Here is a 24120-nt window from a genome sequence, read left to right as displayed (position 1 = left end):
ACGCGCCCGTATCGGGGATCGACACGGGCGCGCCGCTGGGCCTCAGCCCTGGTTGACGGAGAGGTAGAACACGTCCTCGTTCTCGGTCTGGTTCAGGTCGTGCACCGTCGGGTCGGTGTCCCGGATCGGCACCTGCACCTGGATGGCGTTCCGGCCGGCCGACGTCCAGGTCAGCGGCGTTCGGTTGCCGAGCAGATCGACCCGGTCCAGCGATTTCACGTTGTGGACGTTGCGGAGCGTGACGGTGATGGTCGGCTCGCCGAAGTCCAGGTGGATGGTGTCACCCGTGTTCTGGTCCTCGAAGATGTCGGCCTGGTTCTGGCGTTTCAGATCGATGGCCAGCACGATCCGCTTGCCGTCGAGCAGGAACCCGTTCGCTGTCGACAGCGCCTCGTTCAGCTCGGGCTTGAGGCCCGGATCCGTGGTGAAGCTGTCGTAGGTCGTCGCCTTCGAACCGCGGAGCAGGTCGGCGAGCGTCACGAGCGTCTTGCCTTTGGTGCTGAGCCCGTCGCCGCTCTTGATCGTGCGGTTGTAGCCGAAGGCGGCCGGGTCGTTCGGCGACCAGTCGGCGAAGTAGATCAGCTTGACCTGGTCGGGGTTGCTGCCGCCCTTGGACAGTGCCCAGTGGAAGACGCGCGGGTAGATGTCGGCGATGAACTTGTCCTCGGTGGTGAAGCCGATCTCCGTCTGCCACACCGACGGATTCTTGATGCCGCGCTTCTGCGCCGCGGCGTAGATCGTCTGCATCGTACCGATCGGCATGTAGTGCATGTCGTAGACGTCGATGCTCTTCCAGGCCTTCCACTTGTCGAGCAGTGCGATGTACTCGCTGAGCGGGGCGCCGCAGATCCAGCCTCCGTAGACCACCTTCATGCCCGCCGCGTGGATGATCTTGGCGGCGGGGAGCTGGATGTCCTGCATGTACTGGTCCATGCCGCCCTCCCAGAAGCCCGAGCCGGGGTAGGCCTCGTTCCACACCTGGAAGTACGTGATGCCGAGCGGCTTCAGGGTGTCGACGGCGAGCTTCACGAAGTCGGCCCAGTCCTTCGGATCCTGCGGGGGAGTGCGGCCGATGTTGGTCTGCACCGACGCGTCCGAGATCACCTTTCCGGAGGAGTCCGTGACCTTCAGCTGGCGGATGAAGTTCCAGCCCTCTGTGCCGGTGACGGGACCGTACTGATAGGTCTTGCCGTGGAACTCGTAGCTGTAGCCCGTTCGGTTCGCCGCCCAGCCTGCGGTGTAGGCGAGCACCGGGAGGATGGTCACCCCGTGCGCCTTGGCGTCCGTGAACTGTTGCACGTACTTGTCCAGGGCGGCATGGTCGATCTTGCCCTTCTCCGGTTCGATCGTGCCCCAGTCGAAGTCCTGCCGGCCCCACTGCATGTCGGCGACATTGGCGGCCGACGTCGGTCCCTGGTTGACGCCGGCGAAGGCGCGGAAGGGCTCGTTCAGCACGAACGGCAGGTCGCTGACCGTGCTGGGCGCGCCGCCCACCCCGATCGCGACCGCCTTGAGGTCGGTGTCTGCAGTGATCGGCACCGGCTTGGTGTAGGTGATGGCCGTCGCCGAGGTGGCGGGGTCGCTCCCGTCGGTCGTGTAACGGATGCAGGCGCCGGCGGTCTTGGTCGTCAGCGTGACCGGCGTGCTCACGTCGATGGTGCCGGGCGCGGGCGACGAAGTGACCGGCGCGGCAGGCTGATTCACTTCCGAGGTGATGTCGGCCTGGAGCTTGCCTGGCACCCACCACGTCTGCACGGAGTCGCTGACGAAGAGGATGTCGTCGCCCTTCGCGGCCGTGAAGGTCTTATCGAAATTCGTGGACGTACCGGTGTACGTGAAGAGCTCCTGCAGCGAGCCGGCGATGGCGGCGCTGTCGCCGTCGTGCGCCAGCAGGATGCGGAAGCGGCCGCCGAGAGAGGTGAACGATCCGGTGAGGTGGACAGGCTTGCCGTCGGCCTCATCCGGGACGGTGTAGGTCTGCGCGATGGGCCGCCAGTCGGTGCCGATCGAGCCGTCCGCCTTGACGTACCACGCGTGCTCGGGCTTGGTGAGATCGAGCGCCCACTCGTCGGCGGCGAAGGCGCCGGAGCCGCCCTTCTGCAGCAGAGTGGCACCGGTGTCGCTCAGTGCTTCGTAGGACCAGCGTCCCGGGCCGATGGTGTTGGACGCGAGCTGGTAATCCTTCACATTGTCCGTCGTCGGATTGGGCGTGGTGGCCGGGCACTCCGACGGGGTGGCGGCCGCCGAGCGGGCGGTCGGCAATGTCGGAGGGTTGGTGTGCGCAAAGGCTTGCGCAGATGAGGCTATCAGCAGCGCGCCGGCGGCGGCCGTCGATGCCAGGAGGTACAGCGGATGCTTCTTCATGACGCGGAACTCCATCGTTCGAGAAGGTGATGTGCCGCCATATCTCGCGGCGCGGTCAGACTAGTGGCCGCGCGATGGCGTGTCAATCGCTTCTCTCGGGCTCTTGACGGCATCGCGGCGTCGGTGCACTCTTGTGGTGCACAAGCGATTGCGCAGATGTCATCAGGTATGAGGCGATGGAGGCTCAGGATGAACGAACGCAGCATGTCGAGGAGGGTCTTCCTCGGCGCGACGGCACTGACCGCGGGAGCGGTTCTCGGCGCCCTCGACGTCGGGCCGGTCCTCGCGGCGCCGACCCCCAGGCTCCGGATGGGCGACTCGCCGAACGCGTCTCCGGACGGCACCACCATCCCGTCCGCAACCTCGATCACCGATAACGGCGGCGATGTCTGGACGGTGTCGGGCGGGGTCATCTACCGCAACGGCTCGACCGTTGGCGTGACCTACGACGTCGCCCTCCTGCTCTGGTACGGCGGAGTGATCTACTGCGTCAACACGAGCGGCCAGTGGTACGCCGGCTGGAACGACGCCTGGCTGCACTGCACCGACCCTCGCATTCCGCTGTCCGTTCCCGCCGGAATGCTCTACGGGATGAACGGGCATCACGACACCCCCCAGAGTCCCGCGCTCATCGCGAGCCTGATGACCGACCTGGGGTGCACCGTGTATCGGGTCAACTGCACCGACGACCCGGCGAGCCTGGGGCCGGTGACGACACTCGCGCAGTCCCTCGGCGCCTCGGGAATCACCGTCCTGCCCGTCATCGACTCGGGCCTGGAGGACTCGAGCGGGGCGATGTACGCCTCCGAGGACGCCGCCTACGACTCGGGTCACTCGATCGGGGAAGCCGTCGCGAACGCTCTGACACCGCACGGAGTGACCATGTTCGAGTGCGGCAACGAACTGACCAGGAACTCGGCCATCATCCTGCCGGAGCACGAGGCGGACGCAGGGACCAAACTGATCGACTTCGACAACGACAACTGGCCGCTCATGCGCGGGCTGATGCGCGGGCTCATCGATGGCGTCAAGAGCGTGCAGCCGGGCGCTCAGTGCGGCATCAACTTCTGCAAGTCGGACGTCGCCGCCGCGGACGGGCTGTGGGAGGGGTGGCAGCCGGACGGCTCGATCGGCCATCCCCCGGTCCGCTGGGACCTCACCACGTGGCACAACTACGAGGGAGACGGTGACATCTTCCGCATCGGTACCGACGGAGCCGGCCCGTCCTTCGATCTGCCGATCTACTGCAAGGCCCGTTATGGCGTGCCGTTCCTGCTGACCGAGTGGAACTCCGACCCCAATCAGTCGCAGAGTCACCGGGCCTCCTACATCTCCGCCCAGCTCGCCGAGTTCGGGCCGCGACGGAACACCGAGGGCTTCCTGTCGTCGATGTTCTACGAACTCGACGGCGGCACGCAGTGGGGGCTGGTCGACGACGCGGGAACGCACATGGACCCGCCGTACTCGGCGTACCGCTCGTTCGTCGCCGCCCACCCGGACGTCTGATCCGGCGGGGAAGTCGCGCTCAGAGGAGGTCGTACGGCTCGAGCGTCGGCCCGACCGTGGAGCGACCGACGATGAACTCGGGCTGTACGTACTCGATCCCGGCCTCGTCGTCGCTGTTCAGCACGCGGAGGAGGCGTGCCGCCGCCTCCTCCCCGACCTTGCCCAGAAGCGGGTCGAAGGAGGTGAGTGGACGGTCGGGGCGCCTGACCTCGCCCATCCGGTTGTCGTAGCCGACGATCGCGATGTCATCGGGCACGCGGACCCCCGCCCGGTGGAACTCCGAGAAGAGGCCGACGGCGATCTCGTCGTTCGCGGCGAACACCGCATCCACCCGTGCGCCCCCGGCCAGGATGCGCCGCGCGGACTCGGCACCCCACTCGCGTAGGTAGCTGCCGAAGAGAGGGGCGTCGAAGGCCGGCTGGAGGCCGGCGTCGCGCAGGGCGTCCGTGAAGCCGGCGGAGCGCGCGGCGACGGCGGGCTCCCCGAGCGTGGCCGTGACGTGTGCGATGTGGCGCCGCCCGAGACCCATGAGGTGCTCCGCCGCGACCCGGCCCGCCTCGCGGTTGTCCGGGGCGACGACGTAGTCGGTCTCCGGCGTGGCCGATGAGGAGGCGAACACCACCGGCACCGAGAACTCCTCCGACAGCACCAGGCTGGCCCGATTGGGGTCGTCGCCGACCACGAGGATGCCGTCGATGCGGCGCGAGCGCAGCCGCTTCAGGTAGCTGGCCAGCACGCGTGGCCGCCCCTGCGCATCGAGCACGACGGCCGCGATGTTCTCACGGCCCAGATGGTTGCTCGCACCCATGATCAGCGGCATGCTGAATCGGCCGAAGCCGTTCTCGGCGAGCACGCCGACGATGAAGCTCTTGCCGGTCACGAACGAGCGGGCGATCATGTCGGGCTCGAACTGCAGGCGGGCGGCCGTGTCGATCACGCGAGCGCGGGTCTCGGGGGAGATGCGGCCGATGCCGCGCAGCGCGCGTGAGGCGGTCGAGACCGAGACACCTGCCGCGCGCGCGACATCGCTCATGCTCGCGCGGTCACCCATCCCTGTCCTCCTCCTGTGGGCCGTCCCGACGGATCGGCTCCCTCATGATGGCATGACGCACCGCACCGGACGAGGTGGTCGCTGTACGCGCCATCCACGACGGTGCGCGTCGGCCGGGGTCACGGTGCGATCAGCCCGCCGTCGAGCCCGCGGACCCCGGCAGCCCACTCGTCGTGTCCCGACAACCCGGCCGGGAACCGCGCTGCCGCGGCCTCGTCGATGTCGATCCCCCATCCCGGGTCCTCGTTCGGGCGCAGCCAGCCGTCCACGATGCGGAGGGTGCCGGGGAACACCTCGTGGGTCGCGTCGTTGTAGACGTGCCCCTCCTGGATGCCGAAGGCGGCGGAGGTCACATCCAGTGCCACATTGGCGGCCGCGCCGACCGGCGAGGTGTCGCCTGGGGCGTGCCAGGCGGTCTTCACCCCGAAGAACTCCGCCAGCACGGCGAGCTTCTTGGCCGGGGTGAGCCCGCCGACGGCCGAGATGTGCGAGCGGATGAAGTCGACGCCGCCCGAAGTGATCAGCCGTGCGGCATCCGACACCGACGTCGCCAGCTCACCGACCGCGAGCGGCACGGGCGACTGCGCGCGCACGTCCGGCAGGCGGTCCCAGTGCTCGGGCGCCACAACATCCTCCAGGAAGAAGAGCCGGTAGGGCTCCAGCGATCGCGCGAGCACGACCGCCTCCTTCGGTGTCAGCCGGGAGTGGACGTCGTGCAGGAGCTCGACTCCGTCACCGAGCCGCTCCCTGGTCCGGGCGAAGAGCTGCGGGGCGGCCGCGAGGTACTCGCCGACATCCCAGCCGCGCGGGTACGGCGCCCCGGCTCGCGCGACGCCCGCGATCGGCGGAGCTCCGTACGTGCCGATACCCGCCTGGCCCGACTGCAGCCGGATGTGCCGCCACCCCCGGGCGAGGAATTCCTCCGCCTGGTCGAGCGCGTCCTCCACGCCCGCCCCTCCTGCATGGATGTACGTGTCGGCCGCCGCACGGACCTTGCCGCCGAGCAGTTCGTGCACGGGCGCCCCCGCCCGCTTGCCCGCGATGTCCCACAGCGCCATGTCGAGCCCTGAGATGGCGTTGTTGCCGACGGGGCCCTCCCGCCAGTATCCCGAGAACCGCGCCAGCCGGATGAGGTCGCCGATGTCGCCCGGGTAGCGGCCGACCACGAGAGGTGCGAGGTGCTGCTCGACGAAGACGACCACCGCGTGCCAGCGCTGCGTGAAGGTCGCGCAGCCGAGCCCGTAGAGGCCGTCCGTGTCCGTGTCCACCCGCACCACCACGAGGGGTGTGCCTTCCGGCGCCGTCACGATGGCGCGCACGCCGGTGATCCGGACATCCTCCCGCGCGGGCCACGGCTGGTCGAAAGTGCGGAAGTCGCGGTCGGCGACGGGGTCGAGTACGGCGGTCTCAGGCATTCACGGCTCCCAGGGCGAGCGGATCCTCGAGCGGGTCCGCGTGATGGATGGAGTACAGCGGGGTGAAGCCCAGCAGCTCCCGCGCCCGCGACGTGTCGATGAGCGGCCCGTGCTCGGCGATCGGCCCGCGGACCGGGACAGCGGGCGCGAACCTCCTCAGCAGCTCGGCGGCCGGGATGGCCGGCAGCACATCGTCGGCGCTGAGGCCGACCACGTGAGGTCCGGGCGGCGCGGAGGTCAGTGCGGAGCGGATGGCCCGCACGCCGTCGCGCAGGTCGAGGTAGGCCCAGCCCTCCCGCGCCATCGACGCCGGGTCGAGCTCGACCTCGGCGGCGACGCGCTCGAGGGTGGCGCGATCCTTGATCAGCGGGAATCGGAGGCAGACGACGTCCATGCCCCAGCGCCGCCAGATCATGCGCGCGGTCGTCTCGTCGCTGGTCTTGGAGAGCGAATACGCGTCCGCGATGTCGGTGGGGATCTCCTCGTCGATCGGGTAGTACGCCGGCTCCACGTCGTTGCTGTTCATCGGGACGCCGAACGCATTGATGCTGCTCGCCACGACGGCGCGCCGGACGCCGCGTTCGGCGGCGGTAGCGAGCACCGTGAACGTGGCGACGACGTTCGTTCCGTAGACGGTCGCCGGCGTCCCGAGCGACGGATGCGGGATCGCGGCCAGGTGCACGATCGCGTCGACATCCTCCAGCGCCTCCGCGACGGTGGCCTCGTCGCGCGCGTCGCCGGCGATGACCCGGTCGGCTGCGCTGTCGCCATCGAAGTTCAGGGAGAGCGCCGTGACGGCGACGCCGTCTGCGACCAGCTGCTCCGTGGTGGCTCGGCCGATCGCGCCGTCGGCACCGGTGACCAGCACGCGGCGGGGAAGCTCCGTCATCCCTTCACTCCTCCCGACATCCCGACGCCGCGCAGGAACGAGCGCTGGAAGACGATGAAGAGCACCACCGGGATCAGCAGGGCCAGGAACAGGCCCGCCAGCTGGATGTTCAGCGGGCTGAACTGCGCGATCTTCGGCAGGGCGACCGAGACCGGTTGGAGATCCGGGTTCGGTAGCACGAGGAGTGGCCACAGATAGTCCTTCCAGGAGGCGATGACGGCGAGGAGGGCGACCACGCCGAGGATGGGGCGGGACAGCGGGAGCACGATCGTGGTGAACACCCGCACATGGCCGGCGCCGTCGATACGCGCAGCCTCGAAGTACTCGCGCGGTATGGAGTCGAAGAAACGCTTGATGACGAGGACGTTGAAGCCGTTCGCGGCGGCTGGGAGCCAGACCGCCCAGTACGTGTTGGTGAGATCCGCGCCGACGAGCGGGAGCTTCAGCACCGTCAGATAGAGCGGGACGAGCGAGACGATTCCCGGGATGAACAGGGTCGCCAGGATGGCGCCGGAGAGCACGGGTCCCCACTTCGGCCGGAGCACGCTCAGCACGTAGGCGCCGGTGGCGCACACGAAGAGATTCGCGATCATCGAGCCCAGGGCGAGGATGGCCGTGTTGCCGAGGTAGAAGCCGAGGTGTCCCTGGTTCCAGGCCGTCGCGAGGTTCCCCCACTCGACGACGCCGGACGGGAAGAAGGCGAGCGGGTCGCGCAGGATGTCCTGGGTGGGGGAGAGGGCGGCTTTGAGCAGCCACAGCAGCGGACCGAGGCCGGCGACGATCAGACCGATCAGGATGAGGACCTGGACGACGGTGAGTGGAATCCGCACCGCCGGTCGCCTGCGGTCGCTGTCGGAGATCACGCTGCGCTCGGCGGCCGGACGACTGCGACGCCGGGTGCCGGTGGGAAGCGGTGCGCTCATCAGTCGCTGCTCCATTTCCGCGTCGCGAGCTGGTAGATCGCCGACAGCAGGCACAACCCGGCGGCCAGTAGGACGCTGAGGGCCGTGGCCGCGCCGTAGTCGCCGCTGACGAACGCGTAGTTGTAGATGAGGAGGAGGATCGTCGTCGTCGACCCTTGCGGACCGCCCCCGGTGAAGAGGAACGGCTCGGTGAACAACTGCATCGTGCCGATGACCTGCAGCAGCAGCATCACGAGGATCACGCCGCGCAGTTGCGGGAGGGTGATGTGCCACACGCGGGACCAGATGCCGGCGCCGTCGAGTTCGGCGGCTTCGTACAGCTCCGTTCGCACCGATGTCAGGGCCGCCAGGTAGATGATCACCGCCGTGCCGGCTCCCGCCCAGGTCGCCTCGATCACGATCGAGGGCATCGCGGTCGCAGGCGAGTCGAGCCACGGCTGCGGCGGGATGCCGAACACCCCCAGGATCGAGTTGAACAGCCCGCTCGGCGAGGAGTCGTAGAACACCTTCCAGAGGAGGATGGAGACGACGGGCGGGACGATCACCGGCAGGTACACGAGCGTCGTGTACATCCACGACCGTCCGCGCAGCTCGGCGATGAACACCGCGAGGAGGATCGGCAGCGGGAAGCCGAAGAGGATCGCCAGGCCGGTGAAGTAGAGGGTGTTGATCGCCGCCTGGCCGAGTCCCGGATCGGAGAGGACGTACGTGAAGTTGTCCAGCCCGACCCACGTGGCGGGGTCGACCAGGTTCGTTCGCTGCAGGCTCATCACGAGCCCGCTGACGATCGGCCCCCACGAGAAGTAGAGGAAGATCAGGACGATCGGCACGGCGAACAGGACGACGGTGAGCCCGCCGCTCCGGTACCACGCCACGACACGGTTGCGCCGCCTCGCCGGCGCCGACCGGCGCCGCGCATCCCTCACTCCGGACGTCGCCGTCGGCGGCGCCTCCTTCAGCGTCGGGGTCTGCTCCCTCAGCGCCATGATCTCTCCTTCCGGACGCGGTGGTCCGGCGCGTGGCTTCCCAGCCCTGCGCCGGACCACGGGGCGTCAGCGTCCGAGCTTGCCCTGCACGGTCTTCGCCGCCTGCGACAGCAGAGCCGGGATGTCGGCGTTCTGGTCGGTGAGCACGCTCTGCACCACCGGGTCCAGCGCCGCGTAGACCTCCTGCGCGTGCGACGACGGCTCCGGGATGATCTTCTGGTCCTTCGCGACCGCCACGTACGGTGCGAAGTTCGCGGTGGGGACGTTGACGTAGGGCTTGATCCAGCCGTTGTACGTCTCCTGCTTCTCCGCGCTCAGGACGGGCAGGCCGGGCAGACCGACGGGCTGCTTGTCCGCCGCCTGGGCCTTCGCCTGGTCGACCGCAGCCTTCTGATTCTCGAACGGGCCGAGGTAGAAGAAGCGGATCCACTTGAGCGCGGCCTTCTGCTGGTCCGCGGTGGCCTTCGGGCTCACCACCTGCACCGAGCCTCCGGAGAGCGTGCCGTGGTCGCCGCCGTTCTGCGGCAGCCCCCCGACACCGAAGTTCTTCGGGTCCATGCCGTTGGTCACGATGGAGGCGCGGTACTGATCGGGCGCGGACATGAACATGCCGACCTTGCCGCCGGCGAACGCCTGGGCCATGCCGTCGAGATCGTAGAGGGCCGTGGACGGCATCGAGCCGTCGGTCCACCGCATCTCGTGCAGCGCCTTCAGCGCCTCCTGCGACGGTGTCCCATCGAAGGTGGCCTTCGTGCCTTCAGCGTTCTCGACCGTGCCGCCGAAGGCGTACGTCTGGGTGGTGAACATCCAGCCACCCTGGCCTTTGGTGGTCAGCTGGGCGTAGCCGGGGACTCCGGTCTTCTCGGTGATCTGCTTCGCGTCGGCCCGCAACTCGTCCCAGGTGGCCGGCGGCTTGTCGGGGTCGAGGCCGCTCTTCGCGAACAGGTCACGGTTGTAGATGAGGCCGACCGAGTAGGCCGACGTCGGGACGGCGTAGGTGTGTCCGTTGTCGGCCTGAGCCACCTTGAGGACCGTCGGGTTCAGCTCGTCGGCGAGACCGGAGGACTTGAGCACGTCGGTCAGGTCGGCGACCTGCCTTCGCGCGATCAGGCCCTGCGGCTCCGTGAACGGGACGCTGAGGACGTCGGGCAGGTTCCCGCCGGCGACCAGGGCCTGGAACGTCGTCGCGTCCCACTTGGTCTCGACGGGTTTCAGCGTGATGCCGGGGTTCGCCTTCTCGAACGCCTTCACCTGCTTGTCGTAGTAGGCCCGGTTGTCCGCGTCCGACGACGCCGGCCGGTCTCCGATGGTGATGGTCACAGCGCCGTTCGCGCTGTCGGAGCTCGGCGAGCTCGAGCAGCCGGCGAGCACAGCGGCGACGGCGAGGCCGGTGGCGGTGATCACAGCCAGCTTCCGCGTTGGTTTCATCCTTGAAACTCCTTGGTCTTGGACGATGCTCATGGTCGTCCTGGAATGCATTTTGAGCAAAGCGCGCAAATGCTTGTTCATCGCGATTCTGCTGGATACATTCACGGTGCGCAAGTAGCATTGCCTGCACCACGCAAACGATTGCGCATGCGAAGGAGCGTGAATGCCGACGATATCCCGAGCCTCCCACTGGCGAGGCGCCAACCTGATCGAGCTCTTCTCGACGAGCGCGCGCTGGATGGAGCTCTTCCCGATCCGGCTGGGGCACGGAATCCAGGAGTCGGATTTCGCCATGATGGCGGAGCTCGGGATGACCTTCGCGCGCATCCCGCTGTCGTACCTGTGGTTCGGCACCGGCCCGCGCGGGCAGTCCATCGATCCCGATCGCCTGGGTCTCGTCGACCGTGCGGTCGAACTGGGGCGCGAGTACGGCATCCACGTGAGCCTCAACCTCCACCGCGCCCCCGGGTACTGCGTCAACTCACTGTCGCAGTTCGACGTGCCGGAACCCGGGGACCTCTTCCGCGACGCCGACCGTCAGCAGCTGTTCCGCCACTACTGGACGACTTTCGCCCGGCGGTACGCCGATGTACCGCCGGAGGAGCTGAGCTTCGACCTGCTCAATGAGCCACCGCGCACCGACGAGGCGACCTTCGACGAGGTCTTCGGCCGTACGGCGGAGGAGATCTGGAGGATCTCGCCCGAACGCCTGGTGGTGCTGGAGGGCTGGGATGCGGGAATGCAGCCACCTCCTGCGAAGTGGTCGGCGCATCCCCGGGTCGTGACCTCCGTGCACCTGTACAAGCCCTTCGAGATCACGCATCACCGAGCGCCGTGGGTGGCTGCGACGACGGCCGAGCCGCACTGGCCGCTGCAGACCGATGTGGATGCGGCGCGCCGCGACGGGTACGTGCCGCTGCCCGGCGAGACGACGGCGACGTGGGATGCGGGCGCCATCGAGCGGGTGCTGCAGCCGTGGATCGCGCTCGCGGACGCCGGCGCCGCTGTGCACGTCGGCGAGATGGGGGCCTACGCGACACTCCCGTCCGCAATCCGCCTCGCGTGGTTGGAGGCCGTCACTGGCGTGCTCGGCGACCATGGCATCGGCTGGGCGCTCTGGAACCTTCGTGGGCCCTTCGGCATCGTGGACACCGACCCCGCGGTGTCGCGCTCGGGGACGGAGCCCGCAGCGCCCGAGGTGATGCGCGCGCTCGGGATGCGCTCCCCGGGTGGGCGGCGGTCAGCGGAACAGCTCGACGTGATCGCTGACCCAGGTGCGGAACGTGCGAGATGGGCGCCCGGTGATGCGGGTGTACTCGCGTGACACGTCCGGGCGGGTTCCGACGGCCTCCCGCCAGTCCGTGACGATCTGCGTCACCCAGACCTCCGGCACGTACTGGGACAACATCGCGACCGACTCCGCCTCCGTCTGCTCGACCACGGCGACGGGTCGGCCGATCACCGAGCCGATCGTCTCGACCTGCTGGCGCAGGGTCAGCCGCTCCGGGCCGGTGAGCACGGGGGTCGCGTTCAGCAGGGCGTTTCCGGTGAGGGCGATCACGGCCACCTCCGCGATGTCCGCCTCGTGGATGGGGACCTGCACGGCGTCCGGGTAGGGCAGCGGCACCGCGCTCTCGCCTTTCACACTCCAGCTCCAGCGCGCCGCGTTGCTGGCGAAGCCGCCCGGCCGCAGGAACGTGAAGTTCAGCCCGGATGACTCGATCGCCCGCTCGACGCGCAGGAACCTCGCACCGTTGAAGTCCTCTTCGGCCCCGGGGAACGTCACGGCGGAGGACGACAGCAGCACCACGTGCCGAACTTCCGAGCCCGCCAGCTGCGCGACCACGGCTTCCGGGTCGTCGAGATCCGCGTACAGGAACACGCGATCAACGCCCGCCAGCGCCGGCCCGAGCGTCGGTGGGTCGTTCAGGTCCGCGGCCAGCACCTCGACCCGCTCCGGCAGCGTCAGGTTCTCCGGTCGCCGGCTCGTCGCCCGCACCCGCTCTCCGCGCTCCAGCAGCCCGGCGACCACCAGGCCGCCGACCGCACCGCTCGCGCCCACTACCAGCACCGACATGGTTTCTCCTTCTCATAGAGCTTGACGAACAGCGTTCGCGAACAATGTTCGTAGAGAATGGCGATCGTGTCAACTCGCTACACTGGGGGAATGCCGCTGCCCGCTGAGCCCGTTTCGCGCCGTGACCGCCCGGCGAAGCCGCCGTTGTCGCGGCGCTCGATCCTCGACGCCACCCTCGGGCTGATCCGCGAACGTGGAGTCGAGGCCGTGACGCTCCGCGACGTCGCCGCGGCGGTGAACACGGGCCCGGCGTCGTTGTACGCGTACTTCGGGGGTCGGGATGTGCTGCTCGAGCACGCGCTCGACGACGTCTACGCGGGCATCGAGCTCGTCGCTCCGGTCGACGGGGACTGGCGGGCGGCGTTGGCGGCCACGGTCGTCAACACGGTCGACGCGCTCGAGTCGTTCCCGGGCCTCGGCGCGGTCGCGCTCGGCACCATCCCGACGCTCCCAGGGGCACTGCGTCTCGCAGAGCACGAGCTCGCGCTCATGGAGGCCGGCGGCATCCCCGATGCCGATGCCGCGCTCGCCGTCGACCTCATCGCGCAGTTCGCGGCGTCGACCGCCGTCGAACGCACCGTGCGTGATCGCTCGGCCGTCGCCGGCATCCCCGATTCGGATGCTCTCGCCGTCTACTCGACCGCGGACCCGGAGCTGTTCCCGCGCGTCCGGCGGCTGGCCCCGGCGCTGACCGGAGCGGACGAGCGCCGACGGCGCGACTTCGCGATCGACGTCATGATCTCGGGACTCACCTCGGTCAGCCGGGCGTGACCGCCGCCGGCCCGGCGACCCTTCCCGTTCCATCGCTCGCTGCGGCGAGAAGGGGCACGAGCACATCGCTGATCGGCGTCGGGATGCCATGAGCGCGGCCGAGGCGCTGCACGACACCGTTCCGTGCGTCCCACTCCAGAGGGCGACCCGCTTCGCGGTCGGCGAGGATGGAGGTGCCCAGGTCGGCGGGGAACGACTGGAACCGCGCGAGCAGCTGGGCCGGGACATCGTCGTCCAGCGCAGCCCCTTCGGCCCGAGCGACGGCGAGACACTCGTGGAGGTAGTCCAGCGCCAGTCCGGCGATGTCGTCTCGCCGGAACATCCCAGCCCTGCGGCCCGTCAGCACCATGAGACCGGCGACGGCGTTCTGGAGCAGCTTGCGCCACGCGACCGACGCGAAATCCGTGGACAGCTCGACCTCGCACCACGTGGTGCTCAGCGCCTGGGCCGCGACCGACGCTGCCGGGGAGTGCGGCAGGGTGAGGCGCGCGTCGCCGCGCAGCAGTACGGAGCCGTCGGGCTGCGTCTCGGCGGGGAACCACACGACAGCGGGGACGACATGTCCTTCCGGGAGGAGCGGCGCCAGCGCCGCCTGCTGTTCGACGCCGTTCTGCAGCACGCAGACGACGGTCTGCGGCCCGACCAGTGCCGCCAGCCACGGTGACGCGGCCTCGAGCTGGGTGGTCTTCACCGCGAGAAAGACGAGATCTGCCGGACCGGCGACCTGCGACACGTCAGCGATGACGGGTCCAGGGACCACGATGTCGTGATCTCCGCGATGAAGGACGAGCTGGTCTCGAGCCGTGCGTCCGTAGAGCTGAACGGGGGTGCCCGCCTCCTGCAGCGCCGCGGCAACGGTGGTGCCGATCGCGCCGGGGCCGATCAGGGCGATCGTCTCCGGCACCGACGAGGTCCCGCCTCGCGGATGGACTGCGCTCATGCCGACCACCCTATTCCGCGGGTGCGTCCGACCTCATCGCGGGAGCGAGGCGCCGAGGGCACCGCTCACTGCGAGCACGATCACGACGACGATGCTGACGAGGGCGCCGCCGAAGACGAAAGCCGCGGTGGCCGCGATGAGGCGACCCTCGGCGATCGGCGCACGATCGCCGTCGGTGGTGAGCTGTCCGTGGTGCCCGCGATACCGGCGATGGATCATGGCGAGCAGGATGCCGGCGATCACCACGCCGGTCAGCCCGAGGAGCGCCGACCAGGCGCCGAGCAGCTCGGGCAGGATGCGCGCTGCGACGAACGATCCGACGAGAAGGGCGAGCCCGGTCCGCCGCCACGCGAGAGCGGTGCGTTCGGGTTGCAGGCCCGGGTCGAACGGGGCGTTCATCGCAGCAGGACGCCCACCAGGACCAGCACGCCGACCGCGGTGACGACGACGCTCAGGACGACGGTCAATGGTGCCGACGGCAGCGGGGTCCCGTGTCGCAGGGCGGACTCGGTGCGCTTCCAGCCGTACCAGGCCTGAATAGGCACGGCCGCGCCGGCGATCAGCAGCAGGAGGGACGCGGCGAGGCGGAACCCGGGGTGGATGCCCAAACCGAGGGCCTCGAGCGCGACACCGCCGGCGAGGAGGGCGATGCCGGTGCGGAGCCAGGCGAGGAATGTCCGTTCGTTGGCGAGGGAGAAGCGCGCATCCGGCTCGTCGCCACTGGAGAAGACGGACCGCGGGAAGCGTTTGTCGTCCGTCATCCGCGGCCGTCCGAGGGGGCATCGCCTCCGGCAGCTGCAGGAGCGCAGCAGTCCGGAACGGACTCGGCTGGGGTGTGCTGATCGGTGTCGGAGGTCATGGGGTTCTCCTCGTCATTCGGCGTCGCGGACGGCGACGGTGCGGAACCCGGCGTTGGGCGACCATCGTAACCTGCCGAACCGACGAGACCCGGCGCAGAATAGGGCCACCCGGCCGCGGGGGCCGGGCGTCCATTCGGGAGGCGACATGTCCGAGACCACGCGAGACGACCTCGGTCACCGGCTGCTGCGTATGAGCGGCCGGGACCCGGGCGAGGCGCACCGCGCGGCGACACCGCTGGAGCTGCTGTTCGATCTGACCTTCGTGGTCGCCTTCGGGCAGGCGGGGGACCAGCTCGCACACCTGCTCTCGGAGGGACACGTGTGGCCGGCGATCGGCGCGTTCTCGTTCGCGATGTTCGCGATCTGCTGGGCCTGGATCAACTTCTCGTGGTTCGCGTCGGCCTACGACACCGACGACTGGTTCTACCGCGTGACGACGATGGTGCAGATGGTCGGCGTTGTCATCCTGGCGCTCGGACTGCCGGAGATGTTCGCGTCGGTCGACGCCGGAGGCGAGTTCGAGGTCGGTGTGCTCGTGGCGGGCTACGTCGTCATGCGCATCGCCCTGGTCGCCCAGTGGCTGCGCGCGGCGGCACAGGATCCCGCCCGGCGGCGCACCGCCCTCGTCTACGCCGCTTTCGTCACCGCGGCCCAGGTCGGCTGGGTGCTGCTGGCGTTCGCGCGGCCCAGCTTCGAGACGGTCCTGCTGGTGGCTCCGCTGCTCTATGTTGTGGAGCTGGGCGGCCCCGTCCTCGCCGAGGTGCGGCTCGGCGGGACGCCCTGGAACGCCGGCCACATCGCCGAACGCTACGGCCTTCTCACGATCATCGCGCTCGGCGAGGTGCTGTTCGGGACGGTCACGTCGGTCGCGGCGCTCGTCGAGAAGCAGGGATGGAGCATCCAGGCCGCCCTGATCGCCGTGGCCGGCGTCGGGCTGACCTTCGGGCTCTGGTGGACGTACTTCATCATCCCGTCGTCACAGATTCTCCGACGGCACCGCCGGCGCGCGGTGGCGTGGGGCTACAGCCACATCCTGCTCTTCGCCTCGATCGCAGCGACCGGGGCGGGGCTGCACGTCGTCGCGTACGAGATCGAGGGGGTCGGGGAACTCGGCGTGGCCGGTGCTGTGGCGAGCGTGGCCGTGCCAGTGCTCGTGTTCTCGGTGGTCCTGTTCCTGCTGTACACGTATCTCGTTCACGAAGGGGACCCGTTCCACATCGGGCTGTTCGTTGGGACGGTCGTCGCGCTCGTCGCGTCGGTGTGGCTGGCGGCCGCGGGGGCTCCGATCGGGGTGAGCCTCATCGTCATCGCCCTGTCGCCCGCGGTCGTCGTGGTCGGATACGAGACGATCGGGCACCGGCACCAGGCGGCGGCGCTGGCGCGTCAGCTCACCTAGGCCTCACCCGGAAGCCCCTAACTCGGCGGTTGCCGCACGCCGCTCGGCGTGCTTCGCCACGCCGAGAATCCGCCCCCGGGGACTACCGTGGGACAGTGACCACGCCAGATTCCGCACACAGCGGCTCCGAAACCGCCGACGATGCTCCGACCTTCTCGTCGTTAGGGCTGGATGGGGCCGTCCTGAAGGCTCTGAAGGATGTCGGCTACGAGACGCCGTCCGCCATCCAGGCCGCCACCATCCCGCCGCTGCTGCAGGGCCGCGACGTCGTCGGCCTCGCGCAGACGGGAACCGGCAAGACGGCGGCCTTCGCGCTGCCGATCCTGTCGCGCCTCGACCTGTCGCAGAAGAGTCCGCAGGCGCTCGTGCTCGCCCCGACGCGCGAGCTCGCGCTGCAGGTGGCGGAGGCGTTCGAGAGTTACGCGACCCACCTGAAGGGCGTGCACCTGCTGCCGGTCTACGGCGGGCAGGGATACGGGGTGCAGCTGTCCGCGCTGCGCCGCGGCGTCCACATCGTCGTCGGAACGCCCGGACGCATCATGGACCACCTGGAGAAGGGGACCCTCGACCTCTCCCAGCTGAAGTACCTGGTGCTCGACGAGGCCGACGAGATGCTGAAGATGGGCTTCGCGGAGGATGTGGAGACCATCCTCGCCGACACCCCGGACGACAAGCAGGTCGCGCTCTTCTCGGCGACGATGCCCGCGCAGATCCGGCGCATCTCCAAGAAGTACCTGCACGATCCGGAAGAGATCACCGTCAAGTCGAAGACGACGACGTCGGCGAACACGACCCAGCGCTACCTCGTCGTGTCGTACTCGCAGAAGGTCGACGCGCTCACGCGCATCCTCGAGGTGGAGAACTTCGAGGGGATGATCATCTTCGTCCGCACCAAGAACGAGACGGAGACGCTCGCGGAGCGGCTGCGCGCACGCGGCTACTCGGCCGCGGCCATCAACGGCGACGTCGCGCAGGCCCAGCGGGAGCGCACGGTCGACCAGCTCAAGTCCGGCAAGCTGGACATCCTGGTCGCCACCGACGTCGCGGCGCGCGGCCTCGACGTCGAGCGCATCAGTCATGTCGTCAACTTCGACATCCCGGTCGACACCGAGTCGTACGTGCACCGCATCGGCCGCACCGGACGCGCAGGCAGGAGCGGCGCGGCGATCAGCTTCGTGACGCCCCGCGAACGCCGGCTCCTGACCGCGATCGAGAAGGCCACGCGCCAGCCGCTGACACAGATGCAGCTGCCCAGCGTCGACGACGTGAACGTCACCCGTCTCGCCCGCTTCGACGACGCCATCACCCAGGCGCTCGCCCAGGAGGACCGGATCTCGCGCTTCCGCGAGATCATCGCCCACTACGTCGAGCACCACGATGTGCCGGAGACGGATGTGGCGGCGGCGCTCGCCGTCGTCGCTCAGGGCGACGAGCCGCTCCTGCTCAGCGAACGCGACGAGCTGTCGCAGCCGGTGGAGCGCGAGACGCGCGGCGACCGTGCCGGCGGCGATCGTGCAGGCGGCCGAGGCGCTCGGGGCGACCGGCTCGACCGTCCGGGGCGCCGGGAACGGAACGACACCCCCATGGCGCCGTACCGCCTCGAGGTGGGCAAGCGTCAGAAGGTGGAGCCGCGCCAGATCGTCGGTGCGCTGGCCAACGAGGGCGGCCTGAGCCGCGAGGACTTCGGGCACATCCGGATCATGCCCGACTTCTCCATCGTCGAGCTGCCGGCCGACATGCCGGGCGACACGCTGTCCCGGCTCTCGGGCACGCGGATCGGCGGCAAGCTCATCCAGCTCCGTCCCGATCGCGGGCGAGGCGGCAGTCGGTCCGGCTCGTGGCAGGACGACGACCGGCCGCCGCGCAAGCCGCGGCGCGGCTGAGGGAGGCTGAGGAGCGCCCGCCGCCCTCTTCGGCATAGGATGTCCGTCGCTCGATGCAGGGCGGAAGGCGAGGCGGGTCGGTGGGCGATGAGCGGGTGACGATCGTCGACGTCGCGAACAAGGCCGGCGTCGCGATCAGCTCCGTCTCGAGCGCGCTCAACGGGCGGCCCGGGGTCTCGGACGTCACGCGCGAGCGCATCATCCGGATCGCGTCGGAACTCGGCTTCGTCCCCTCGCTCCGGGCCAAGAGCCTGTCCGGGCGGCGCGCGTTCACGGTCGGCCTCGTCCTGCACCGGGATCCGGATGTGCTCGAGCTCGACCCGTTCTTCGGCGGGTTCATCGGCGGCATCGAGGATGCGATCGATCCCCGCGGGTACGCGCTCGTCCTCCAGATCAGCGCCGAATCCGACAAGGTGCTCCAGCGGTACGAGAAGCTCGCGGCCGACCGTCGCGTCGACGGTGTGTTCATCAACGACCTGGAGGTCGACGACCCGCGCATCGCGTTGGTCCAGCGGCTCGGGCTCCCCGCCGTCGCCATCAACCCGGGCAGCGGCTTCCCGATCCCCGCGGTGCGCGAGGATCCCGACGCCGGGATCCGGGCCACCCTCCGGCACCTGGTCGACCTCGGGCACCGGCGCATCGCCTACGTCAGCGGCCGCCCGAACATGACGCACTCGGTGGAGCGCGAGAACTCCTGGCGTGCAGGGCTGCGCGAGCTGGGGCTGGAGCCCGGACCGGTGGTCCCCGGCGAGTTCACCTACCTCGGCGGCGCGGCTGCCGCATCCATCCTGCTCGACTCGGCCGACCCGCCGACCGCGGTGATGTGCGCGAACGACCTGTCGGCCATCGGCCTCATCGCCCAGGCGCAGCACCTCGGCGTGGATGTGCCGGGCCAGCTGTCGGTGGCGGGCTTCGACGACATCCGGCTCGGCACCTACGTTCGGCCGTCCCTCACCACGGTGCACACCTCGCCGCGGACGCTGGGGAGGGAGTCGGGCAGGATGCTCGTCGATCTGATCGAGGAGGGCGTCGTCGACGACGTCCGGATCCCCGACGCCGAGATGATCGTCCGCGATTCGACGGGGCCGGCGCGCTCGCAGCGCTGATCGCGATCGGGCGGGGTGCTCGGTCGGGCTTGCATTTGCATGCCGGGGCGTGCCACCATGTCGTCACCGAAACGTTTCGGTAACCTGCGCGTGTAGAACCGAAACGTTTTTGTACCCGATACACCTGCACACATCCCGAAACTCGACGAGGAGACAACACATGGCAACGAAGAGGTTGCGCGGCGCGACCCTGGGCCGGCGGCTGATCGCCGGCGCGGTCGCCGCAGCCACGATCGGCGCACTCGCCGCCTGCTCCAGCGGCGGCGGATCGACAGATGGAGAGCCGAACGGGAAGCTGCAGCTTCTCGTCTCGAGCAGCGACGCCACGGACGCCGGCTTCCGGGCGATCAACGAGGCCTTCGAGAAGCAGTACCCGAAGGTGGACGTCGTCTTCTCCACCGTCTCGAACGACAACTACCCCGCGACCAAGTCGTCGCGCCTCACGGCGGGCAACCTCGACCTCTTCGTCGTGAAGGGCCTCATGGAGACGCCGTCGTACGCGAAGGACGCCGCCACCGACGACGCGCGGCTCGCCAAGGCGGGCGGCCTGGTCGACCTCACGGGCGAGTCGTTCCTCAAGCAGTACACGCCGACCCTGCTCGACACGCAGGCGATCGACGGCAAGCAGTACGCGGTCCCGACCGGCGTCAGCTACTACACGGGCGTCTTCTACAACAAGAAGATCTTCGCCGACAACGGGCTCACGATCCCGACGACCTGGAGCGAGTTCACCGCTGTGGTCGACGCCCTCAAGGCCAAGGGCGTCACGCCGTTCGGCATGGGTGGAAAGGACAGCTGGCCCGCCGGACTGCCGATGCTCGCCTCCGTCACGGCGAACTATCCGACGCTCGCCGACAAGCGGCAGCTGGCGAAGGACCTCTGGACGAACAAGGCCAAGCTCACCGACCCGACCGAGGTCAAGGTGCTGAAGCAGACCGAGTACGTGCTGCAGAACTCGCAGGAGGGAGCTGCGGGAGCCGACTACACGTCCATCCCGTCGGGCTTCGCTGCGGGCGACTTCGCGATGACGGTCGACGGCACCTGGGACCAGCCGACGATCGACGCTGCCGTCGCCAAGAAGTTCGACTACGGGTACTTCCCGTTCCCGGGTTCCGACAACGCGGCGGACAACGCCCTGCTCAACGGCAAGACGGAGCTCCAGCTGGCCGTCCCGACCTCGGCGAAGAACAAGACGGCGGCGCTCGCGTGGCTGAAGTTCTTCTCCGACAAGAAGAACTACGAGCTGTTCCTGCAGAAGTCGGGCTTCTCGTCGGCTCAGCCCGGAATCTCCACCAGCGCGTTCCTCCAGTCGATCGGCGACTACACCAAGTCGTACGAGCCCGCCTGGGACCAGGTCTGGTTCGCCAACAACAAGGCGGGCCAGGACGCGGTCTTCCCGTTCAACTACCCGGCGCTGAGCCCGCTCGGCTCCGCAACGCCCGAGCAGGCCGCCGAGGCCGCGCAGAAGGCGTGGTCGGCCGCCGGCTGACCCTCTGTCGGGAGGGTGGCCGACCCCGGCCGGCCACCCTCCCGGGAGTCGAGAGACACATGACTGAATCGTTCCCCTTCCCCCGCCGCACGCCGGTCCGCGTCACCTTCGGGCTCGGGATGCTGCTGCTGGGCATCTTCGGCTTCGTTCCGGCGGTCGGCGTGCTGATCGCCTCGCTCACCGACCTGCGCGGCCTCCCCGGCCTCCCGATCAACTTCGTCGGCCTGCAGAACTACGTCGACTTCTTCTCGCCCGCCAAGTGGGCGGACAGCGCGAACGCCCTGCGCAACACGATCATCTTCGCCGTCGTGAGCACGGCGCTGCAGATCGTCGTCGCCCTGGCCGTCGCGGTGCTCCTCAACCGCCGGCTGAGGGGTCGTAACTTCTACCGGGCCGTGGTGTTCATGCCCACGATCCTGGGCGTGACGGTCACGGGACTGGTCTGGTCGCTGATCTTCAACGTGAGCGGCGGACCGGCCGCATCGCTGCTCGGCCTCTTCGGCGGCCATTCCGCGTTCTTCGGAGACCCGAAGCTGGCGCTTGCCCTGGTGATCCTCGTCCAGGTGTGGATGGTGCTCGGCGTCTCGGTCATCATCTTCCTGTCCGGCCTCCAGGCCGTTCCGGAGGAGCTCAACGAGGCGGCGGAGATCGACGGGGCGAGCGGCTGGCAGCGCTTCCGCAGCATCACCATCCCCCTGCTGGCGCCGTCCATCACCGCGAACGTCCTGCTGGGCATCGTCAACGCGCTCCAGAGCTACCAGCTCATCTACGTGCTCAGCGGTCCGAACAACCGCTCAACCCAGGTGCTCTCCCTGCTCGTGTACGTCCAGGGCTTCGGCGGCGCCTCGGGGACGACGTTGTCGCAGTCGCAGGGCTATGCGGCGGCCGTATCGATGGTCCAGTTCTTCCTGGTGGCCATCGTCTCGATCATCGCTCTGCTGATTCTCCGCCGACGGGAGGCGAGACTGTGACGACCACCACCGAACAGGTGACGACGCCGACGACCGAGTCGCTGCCGGAGGCATCCGGCCCACGCGGCGCCACGGTGTCGCGCCGTCGCCGGCGCCGGCCGATCGGCGCGTACATCTGCGCGCTCATCCTCATGGTCGTGTTCCTCTTCCCGCTGCTCTACCTGCTGAACACCGCGCTGAAGTCCCAGGCCGAATTCGTCGCGAACCCGGTCGGGATCGTCTCCAACCCGCAGTGGGGCAACTTCGCGACCGCGTGGGAGAAGGGCGACTTCGGCGCGTACATCCTGAACAGCGTCCTCTACACGGCGGCCGGGTCGGCGATCGGCACCCTCCTCACCCTGGTGCTGGCGTTCCCCGTCGCACGCGGGTACATCCGCGGTGCGAAGTACTGGTCCATCGTCTTCGTTCTGGTGCTGTTCCTGCCCAACGCCCTGATCACCCAGTTCCAGCTGCTGCTGCGGCTCGGGCTCTACGACACGCAGCTCGGGTACATCCTGCTGGTCGGTGTGGGTGTCGGCGTCGGGCCCCTGCTGCTGAGCGGATTCGTGAAGTCCATCCCGCGCGAGCTCGACGAAGCGGCCGCGATGGACGGCGTCGGCTACTGGCGCTACCTCTTCACGTTCATCCTGCCGCTGGCCCGGCCGGCGCTGGTGACCGTGTTCATCCTGCAGGCCGTGTGGATCTGGAACGAGATCATCCTCGCGACCGTCCTGCTCGCCGACCCCACCAAGTTCCCGGTGACCGTCGGGCTCTACGCCTTCAAGGGGACGTACGGCAACCAGTGGCCGCTGCTCGCGGCCGCGACCTTCATCGTCGCGGCCCCGCTCATCGTCGGCTACATCTTCATCCAGCGCTACCTGGTCAACGGCGTCGTCGGCGCCGTCAAGGGCTGACCCCGTCCACGCATCACCCCATCCGCTAGAGAGGTCCTGTTGTCCACCACCACCCCCGCCCGCACCACCGCCGTCGCCATCCCGTACGCACTGGAGCGCATCGGCATCGTCATGGAGCCCGACCCGGCCGACCCGCGCCAGGTCGAGGGCGTGCTGAACCCCGCGACCGTGCAGGACCCGGACGGCACGGTGCACCTGTTCCCGCGGCTGGTCGCCGAGCAGAACGTGTCGCGGATCGGGCGGGCGCGTGTCGTCGTGACCGACGGTGTGCCGACCGGCGTCGCGGACCTCGAGATCGCCCTGGAGGCGCAGCGGGGATGGGAGCACGGCACGGCGCACGGCGGCGTGGAGGACCCGCGCATCACCCCGCTGAACGACCTCGGCATCCACGTGATGAGCTACGTCGCGTTCGGGCCGCTCGGACCGAAGCCCGCCCTCGCCGTGTCGACCGACGGCCGCGAGTGGACGCGGCTCGGCCCCATCCAGTTCGCCTACGACGACGCCCTCGACACCGACCTCAACCTCTTTCCGAACAAGGACGTCGTGTTCTTCCCGGAGGTCGTGCCCGACCCGGAGGGCCGCCCGAGCTTCGCCATGCTGCACCGGCCGATGTGGGACTTCGGGTTCGTCCGGCCGGACGAGCAGCCGCCGCTTCCCGCGGGCGTGACGGACGACCGCGCGAGCATCTGGATCTCTTACGTGCCGGTGGACGACGCCGTGCAGGACATCACGGCGCTCACCCGTCCCGGCGGCCACCGCTTCGTCGCAGGCCCCGAGTACGAGTGGGAGGCCCTGAAGATCGGCGCCGGCCCCGCTCCGCTGCGGGTGCCCGAGGGCTGGCTGCTGCTCCACCACGGCGTCACCGGCAGCCTGCCGGGCGGATCGTTTGTGCCCCAGGCATTCACCGTCCGCTACGTGGTCGGCGCCATGCTCCTCGACGCCGACGACCCCTCGCGCGTGCTCGCCCGCACGAGCGAGCCCCTGATGGCCCCGGAGACCGCGGGCGAGACCGCGGGAACCGTGGCGAACGTCCTGTTCCCCACGGCGATCGAGAAGATCGACGGAGAGCATGTCGTCTTCTACGGCGCAGCCGACACGCGGATCTGCGTCGCCCGGCTCGTCCGCATCCCCTGACCCACCTCCAGCGAACAAGGAGTCCAACGCAATGACGC

The 24120-nt window shown here is 69.2% G+C and carries 21 protein-coding genes; 10 read left to right on the top strand and 11 right to left on the bottom strand.

Going from position 1 to position 24120, the window contains the following annotated elements:
- Window positions 1-42: 42 nt before the first annotated feature.
- The gene (locus tag BLR91_RS15995; RefSeq protein ID WP_157694617.1) at window positions 43-2364 is read right to left on the bottom strand and encodes an FN3 associated domain-containing protein; all 2322 of its coding nucleotides are present in this window, start codon (window positions 2362-2364) and stop codon (window positions 43-45) included.
- Window positions 2365-2553: 189 nt separating this feature from the next.
- Here BLR91_RS15995 and BLR91_RS15990 point away from each other — a divergent pair, with 189 nt between their 5' ends.
- Window positions 2554-3870, top strand: coding sequence for a hypothetical protein (locus tag BLR91_RS15990; RefSeq protein WP_197674299.1), 1317 nt, complete (start codon window positions 2554-2556; stop codon window positions 3868-3870).
- Window positions 3871-3889: 19 nt separating this feature from the next.
- Here BLR91_RS15990 and BLR91_RS15985 read toward each other — a convergent pair whose 3' ends face one another.
- From BLR91_RS15985 to BLR91_RS15960, 6 genes are all read right to left on the bottom strand, one after another.
- A complete protein-coding gene (locus tag BLR91_RS15985) occupies window positions 3890-4921 on the bottom strand; it encodes a LacI family DNA-binding transcriptional regulator (protein WP_089880223.1) in 1032 nt (343 codons plus the stop codon).
- Window positions 4922-5040: 119 nt separating this feature from the next.
- Window positions 5041-6336, bottom strand: a complete 1296-nt coding sequence (locus tag BLR91_RS15980; protein WP_089880226.1) for an enolase C-terminal domain-like protein — start codon at window positions 6334-6336, stop codon at window positions 5041-5043.
- Window positions 6329-7225 (bottom strand): NAD-dependent epimerase/dehydratase family protein, encoded by an 897-nt coding sequence (locus BLR91_RS15975; protein WP_089880230.1) that lies wholly within the window; start codon window positions 7223-7225, stop codon window positions 6329-6331. Before BLR91_RS15975 ends, BLR91_RS15980 begins: the two co-directional genes overlap by 8 nt.
- A complete protein-coding gene (locus BLR91_RS15970) occupies window positions 7222-8148 on the bottom strand; it encodes a carbohydrate ABC transporter permease (protein WP_197674298.1) in 927 nt (308 codons plus the stop codon). Before BLR91_RS15970 ends, BLR91_RS15975 begins: the two co-directional genes overlap by 4 nt.
- Window positions 8148-9134, bottom strand: coding sequence for a carbohydrate ABC transporter permease (locus tag BLR91_RS15965; protein WP_089880236.1), 987 nt, complete (start codon window positions 9132-9134; stop codon window positions 8148-8150). Before BLR91_RS15965 ends, BLR91_RS15970 begins: the two co-directional genes overlap by 1 nt.
- Window positions 9135-9200: 66 nt before the next feature.
- On the bottom strand, window positions 9201-10562 hold the full coding sequence (locus tag BLR91_RS15960; RefSeq protein ID WP_157694618.1) for an extracellular solute-binding protein: 1362 nt from the start codon (window positions 10560-10562) through the stop codon (window positions 9201-9203).
- Between the two features lie 163 nt (window positions 10563-10725).
- Between BLR91_RS15960 and BLR91_RS15955 the strand changes: the two genes are divergently transcribed.
- Window positions 10726-11886, top strand: a complete 1161-nt coding sequence (locus tag BLR91_RS15955) for a glycoside hydrolase family 5 protein (RefSeq protein WP_089881751.1) — start codon at window positions 10726-10728, stop codon at window positions 11884-11886.
- Here BLR91_RS15955 and BLR91_RS15950 read toward each other — a convergent pair.
- The gene (locus BLR91_RS15950; RefSeq protein ID WP_089880242.1) at window positions 11803-12639 is read right to left on the bottom strand and encodes an SDR family oxidoreductase; all 837 of its coding nucleotides are present in this window, start codon (window positions 12637-12639) and stop codon (window positions 11803-11805) included. The two genes, BLR91_RS15955 and BLR91_RS15950, sit on opposite strands and share 84 nt — an antisense overlap.
- A gap of 90 nt (window positions 12640-12729) precedes the next feature.
- Between BLR91_RS15950 and BLR91_RS15945 the strand changes: the two genes are divergently transcribed.
- Window positions 12730-13410, top strand: a complete 681-nt coding sequence (locus BLR91_RS15945; protein ID WP_089880243.1) for a TetR/AcrR family transcriptional regulator — start codon at window positions 12730-12732, stop codon at window positions 13408-13410.
- Here the strand turns inward: BLR91_RS15945 and BLR91_RS15940 are convergent.
- Genes BLR91_RS15940 through BLR91_RS15930 form a run of 3 tightly spaced genes read right to left on the bottom strand, consistent with a single transcriptional unit; the run spans window position 13397 to window position 15111 of the window.
- The gene (locus tag BLR91_RS15940) at window positions 13397-14350 is read right to left on the bottom strand and encodes an oxidoreductase (RefSeq protein ID WP_172823223.1); all 954 of its coding nucleotides are present in this window, start codon (window positions 14348-14350) and stop codon (window positions 13397-13399) included. The genes BLR91_RS15945 and BLR91_RS15940 overlap by 14 nt on opposite strands.
- Before the next feature lie 33 nt (window positions 14351-14383).
- The gene (locus tag BLR91_RS15935; RefSeq protein WP_089880251.1) at window positions 14384-14749 is read right to left on the bottom strand and encodes a DUF202 domain-containing protein; all 366 of its coding nucleotides are present in this window, start codon (window positions 14747-14749) and stop codon (window positions 14384-14386) included.
- Window positions 14746-15111, bottom strand: coding sequence for a YidH family protein (locus BLR91_RS15930; protein WP_089880252.1), 366 nt, complete (start codon window positions 15109-15111; stop codon window positions 14746-14748). Before BLR91_RS15930 ends, BLR91_RS15935 begins: the two co-directional genes overlap by 4 nt.
- 244 nt (window positions 15112-15355) lie before the next feature.
- Here BLR91_RS15930 and BLR91_RS15925 point away from each other — a divergent pair, with 244 nt between their 5' ends.
- The 7 genes from BLR91_RS15925 to BLR91_RS15895 all read left to right on the top strand — a co-directional run bounded on the left by BLR91_RS15925 (window position 15356) and on the right by BLR91_RS15895 (window position 24082).
- Entirely contained in the window at window positions 15356-16606 is a 1251-nt protein-coding gene (locus BLR91_RS15925) for a low temperature requirement protein A (protein WP_089880255.1), read from the top strand.
- 95 nt (window positions 16607-16701) lie between these two features.
- On the top strand, window positions 16702-18489 hold the full coding sequence (locus BLR91_RS15920) for a DEAD/DEAH box helicase (RefSeq protein WP_089880259.1): 1788 nt from the start codon (window positions 16702-16704) through the stop codon (window positions 18487-18489).
- An 80-nt stretch (window positions 18490-18569) separates the two neighbouring features.
- Window positions 18570-19595: a LacI family DNA-binding transcriptional regulator gene (locus BLR91_RS15915; protein WP_089880262.1), complete on the top strand. Its 1026-nt coding sequence runs from the start codon at window positions 18570-18572 to the stop codon at window positions 19593-19595.
- Window positions 19596-19755: 160 nt separating this feature from the next.
- Entirely contained in the window at window positions 19756-21084 is a 1329-nt protein-coding gene (locus BLR91_RS15910; protein ID WP_089880265.1) for an ABC transporter substrate-binding protein, read from the top strand.
- A gap of 59 nt (window positions 21085-21143) precedes the next feature.
- The gene (locus BLR91_RS15905; protein ID WP_089880268.1) at window positions 21144-22055 is read left to right on the top strand and encodes a carbohydrate ABC transporter permease; all 912 of its coding nucleotides are present in this window, start codon (window positions 21144-21146) and stop codon (window positions 22053-22055) included.
- Window positions 22052-22948: a carbohydrate ABC transporter permease gene (locus tag BLR91_RS15900; protein ID WP_089880271.1), complete on the top strand. Its 897-nt coding sequence runs from the start codon at window positions 22052-22054 to the stop codon at window positions 22946-22948. The genes BLR91_RS15905 and BLR91_RS15900 overlap by 4 nt, the downstream gene beginning before the upstream one ends.
- A 39-nt stretch (window positions 22949-22987) precedes the next feature.
- Window positions 22988-24082 carry a glycoside hydrolase family 130 protein gene (locus BLR91_RS15895; protein ID WP_089880274.1) on the top strand — a complete coding sequence of 365 codons (1095 nt, stop codon included), beginning with the start codon at window positions 22988-22990 and terminating at the stop codon, window positions 24080-24082.
- The last annotated feature ends 38 nt before the right edge of the window (window positions 24083-24120 follow it).

Source organism: Leifsonia sp. 466MF, assembly GCF_900100265.1.
Classification (GTDB): domain Bacteria; phylum Actinomycetota; class Actinomycetes; order Actinomycetales; family Microbacteriaceae; genus Leifsonia.
This window is presented reverse-complemented; position numbering and strand designations above follow the sequence as displayed.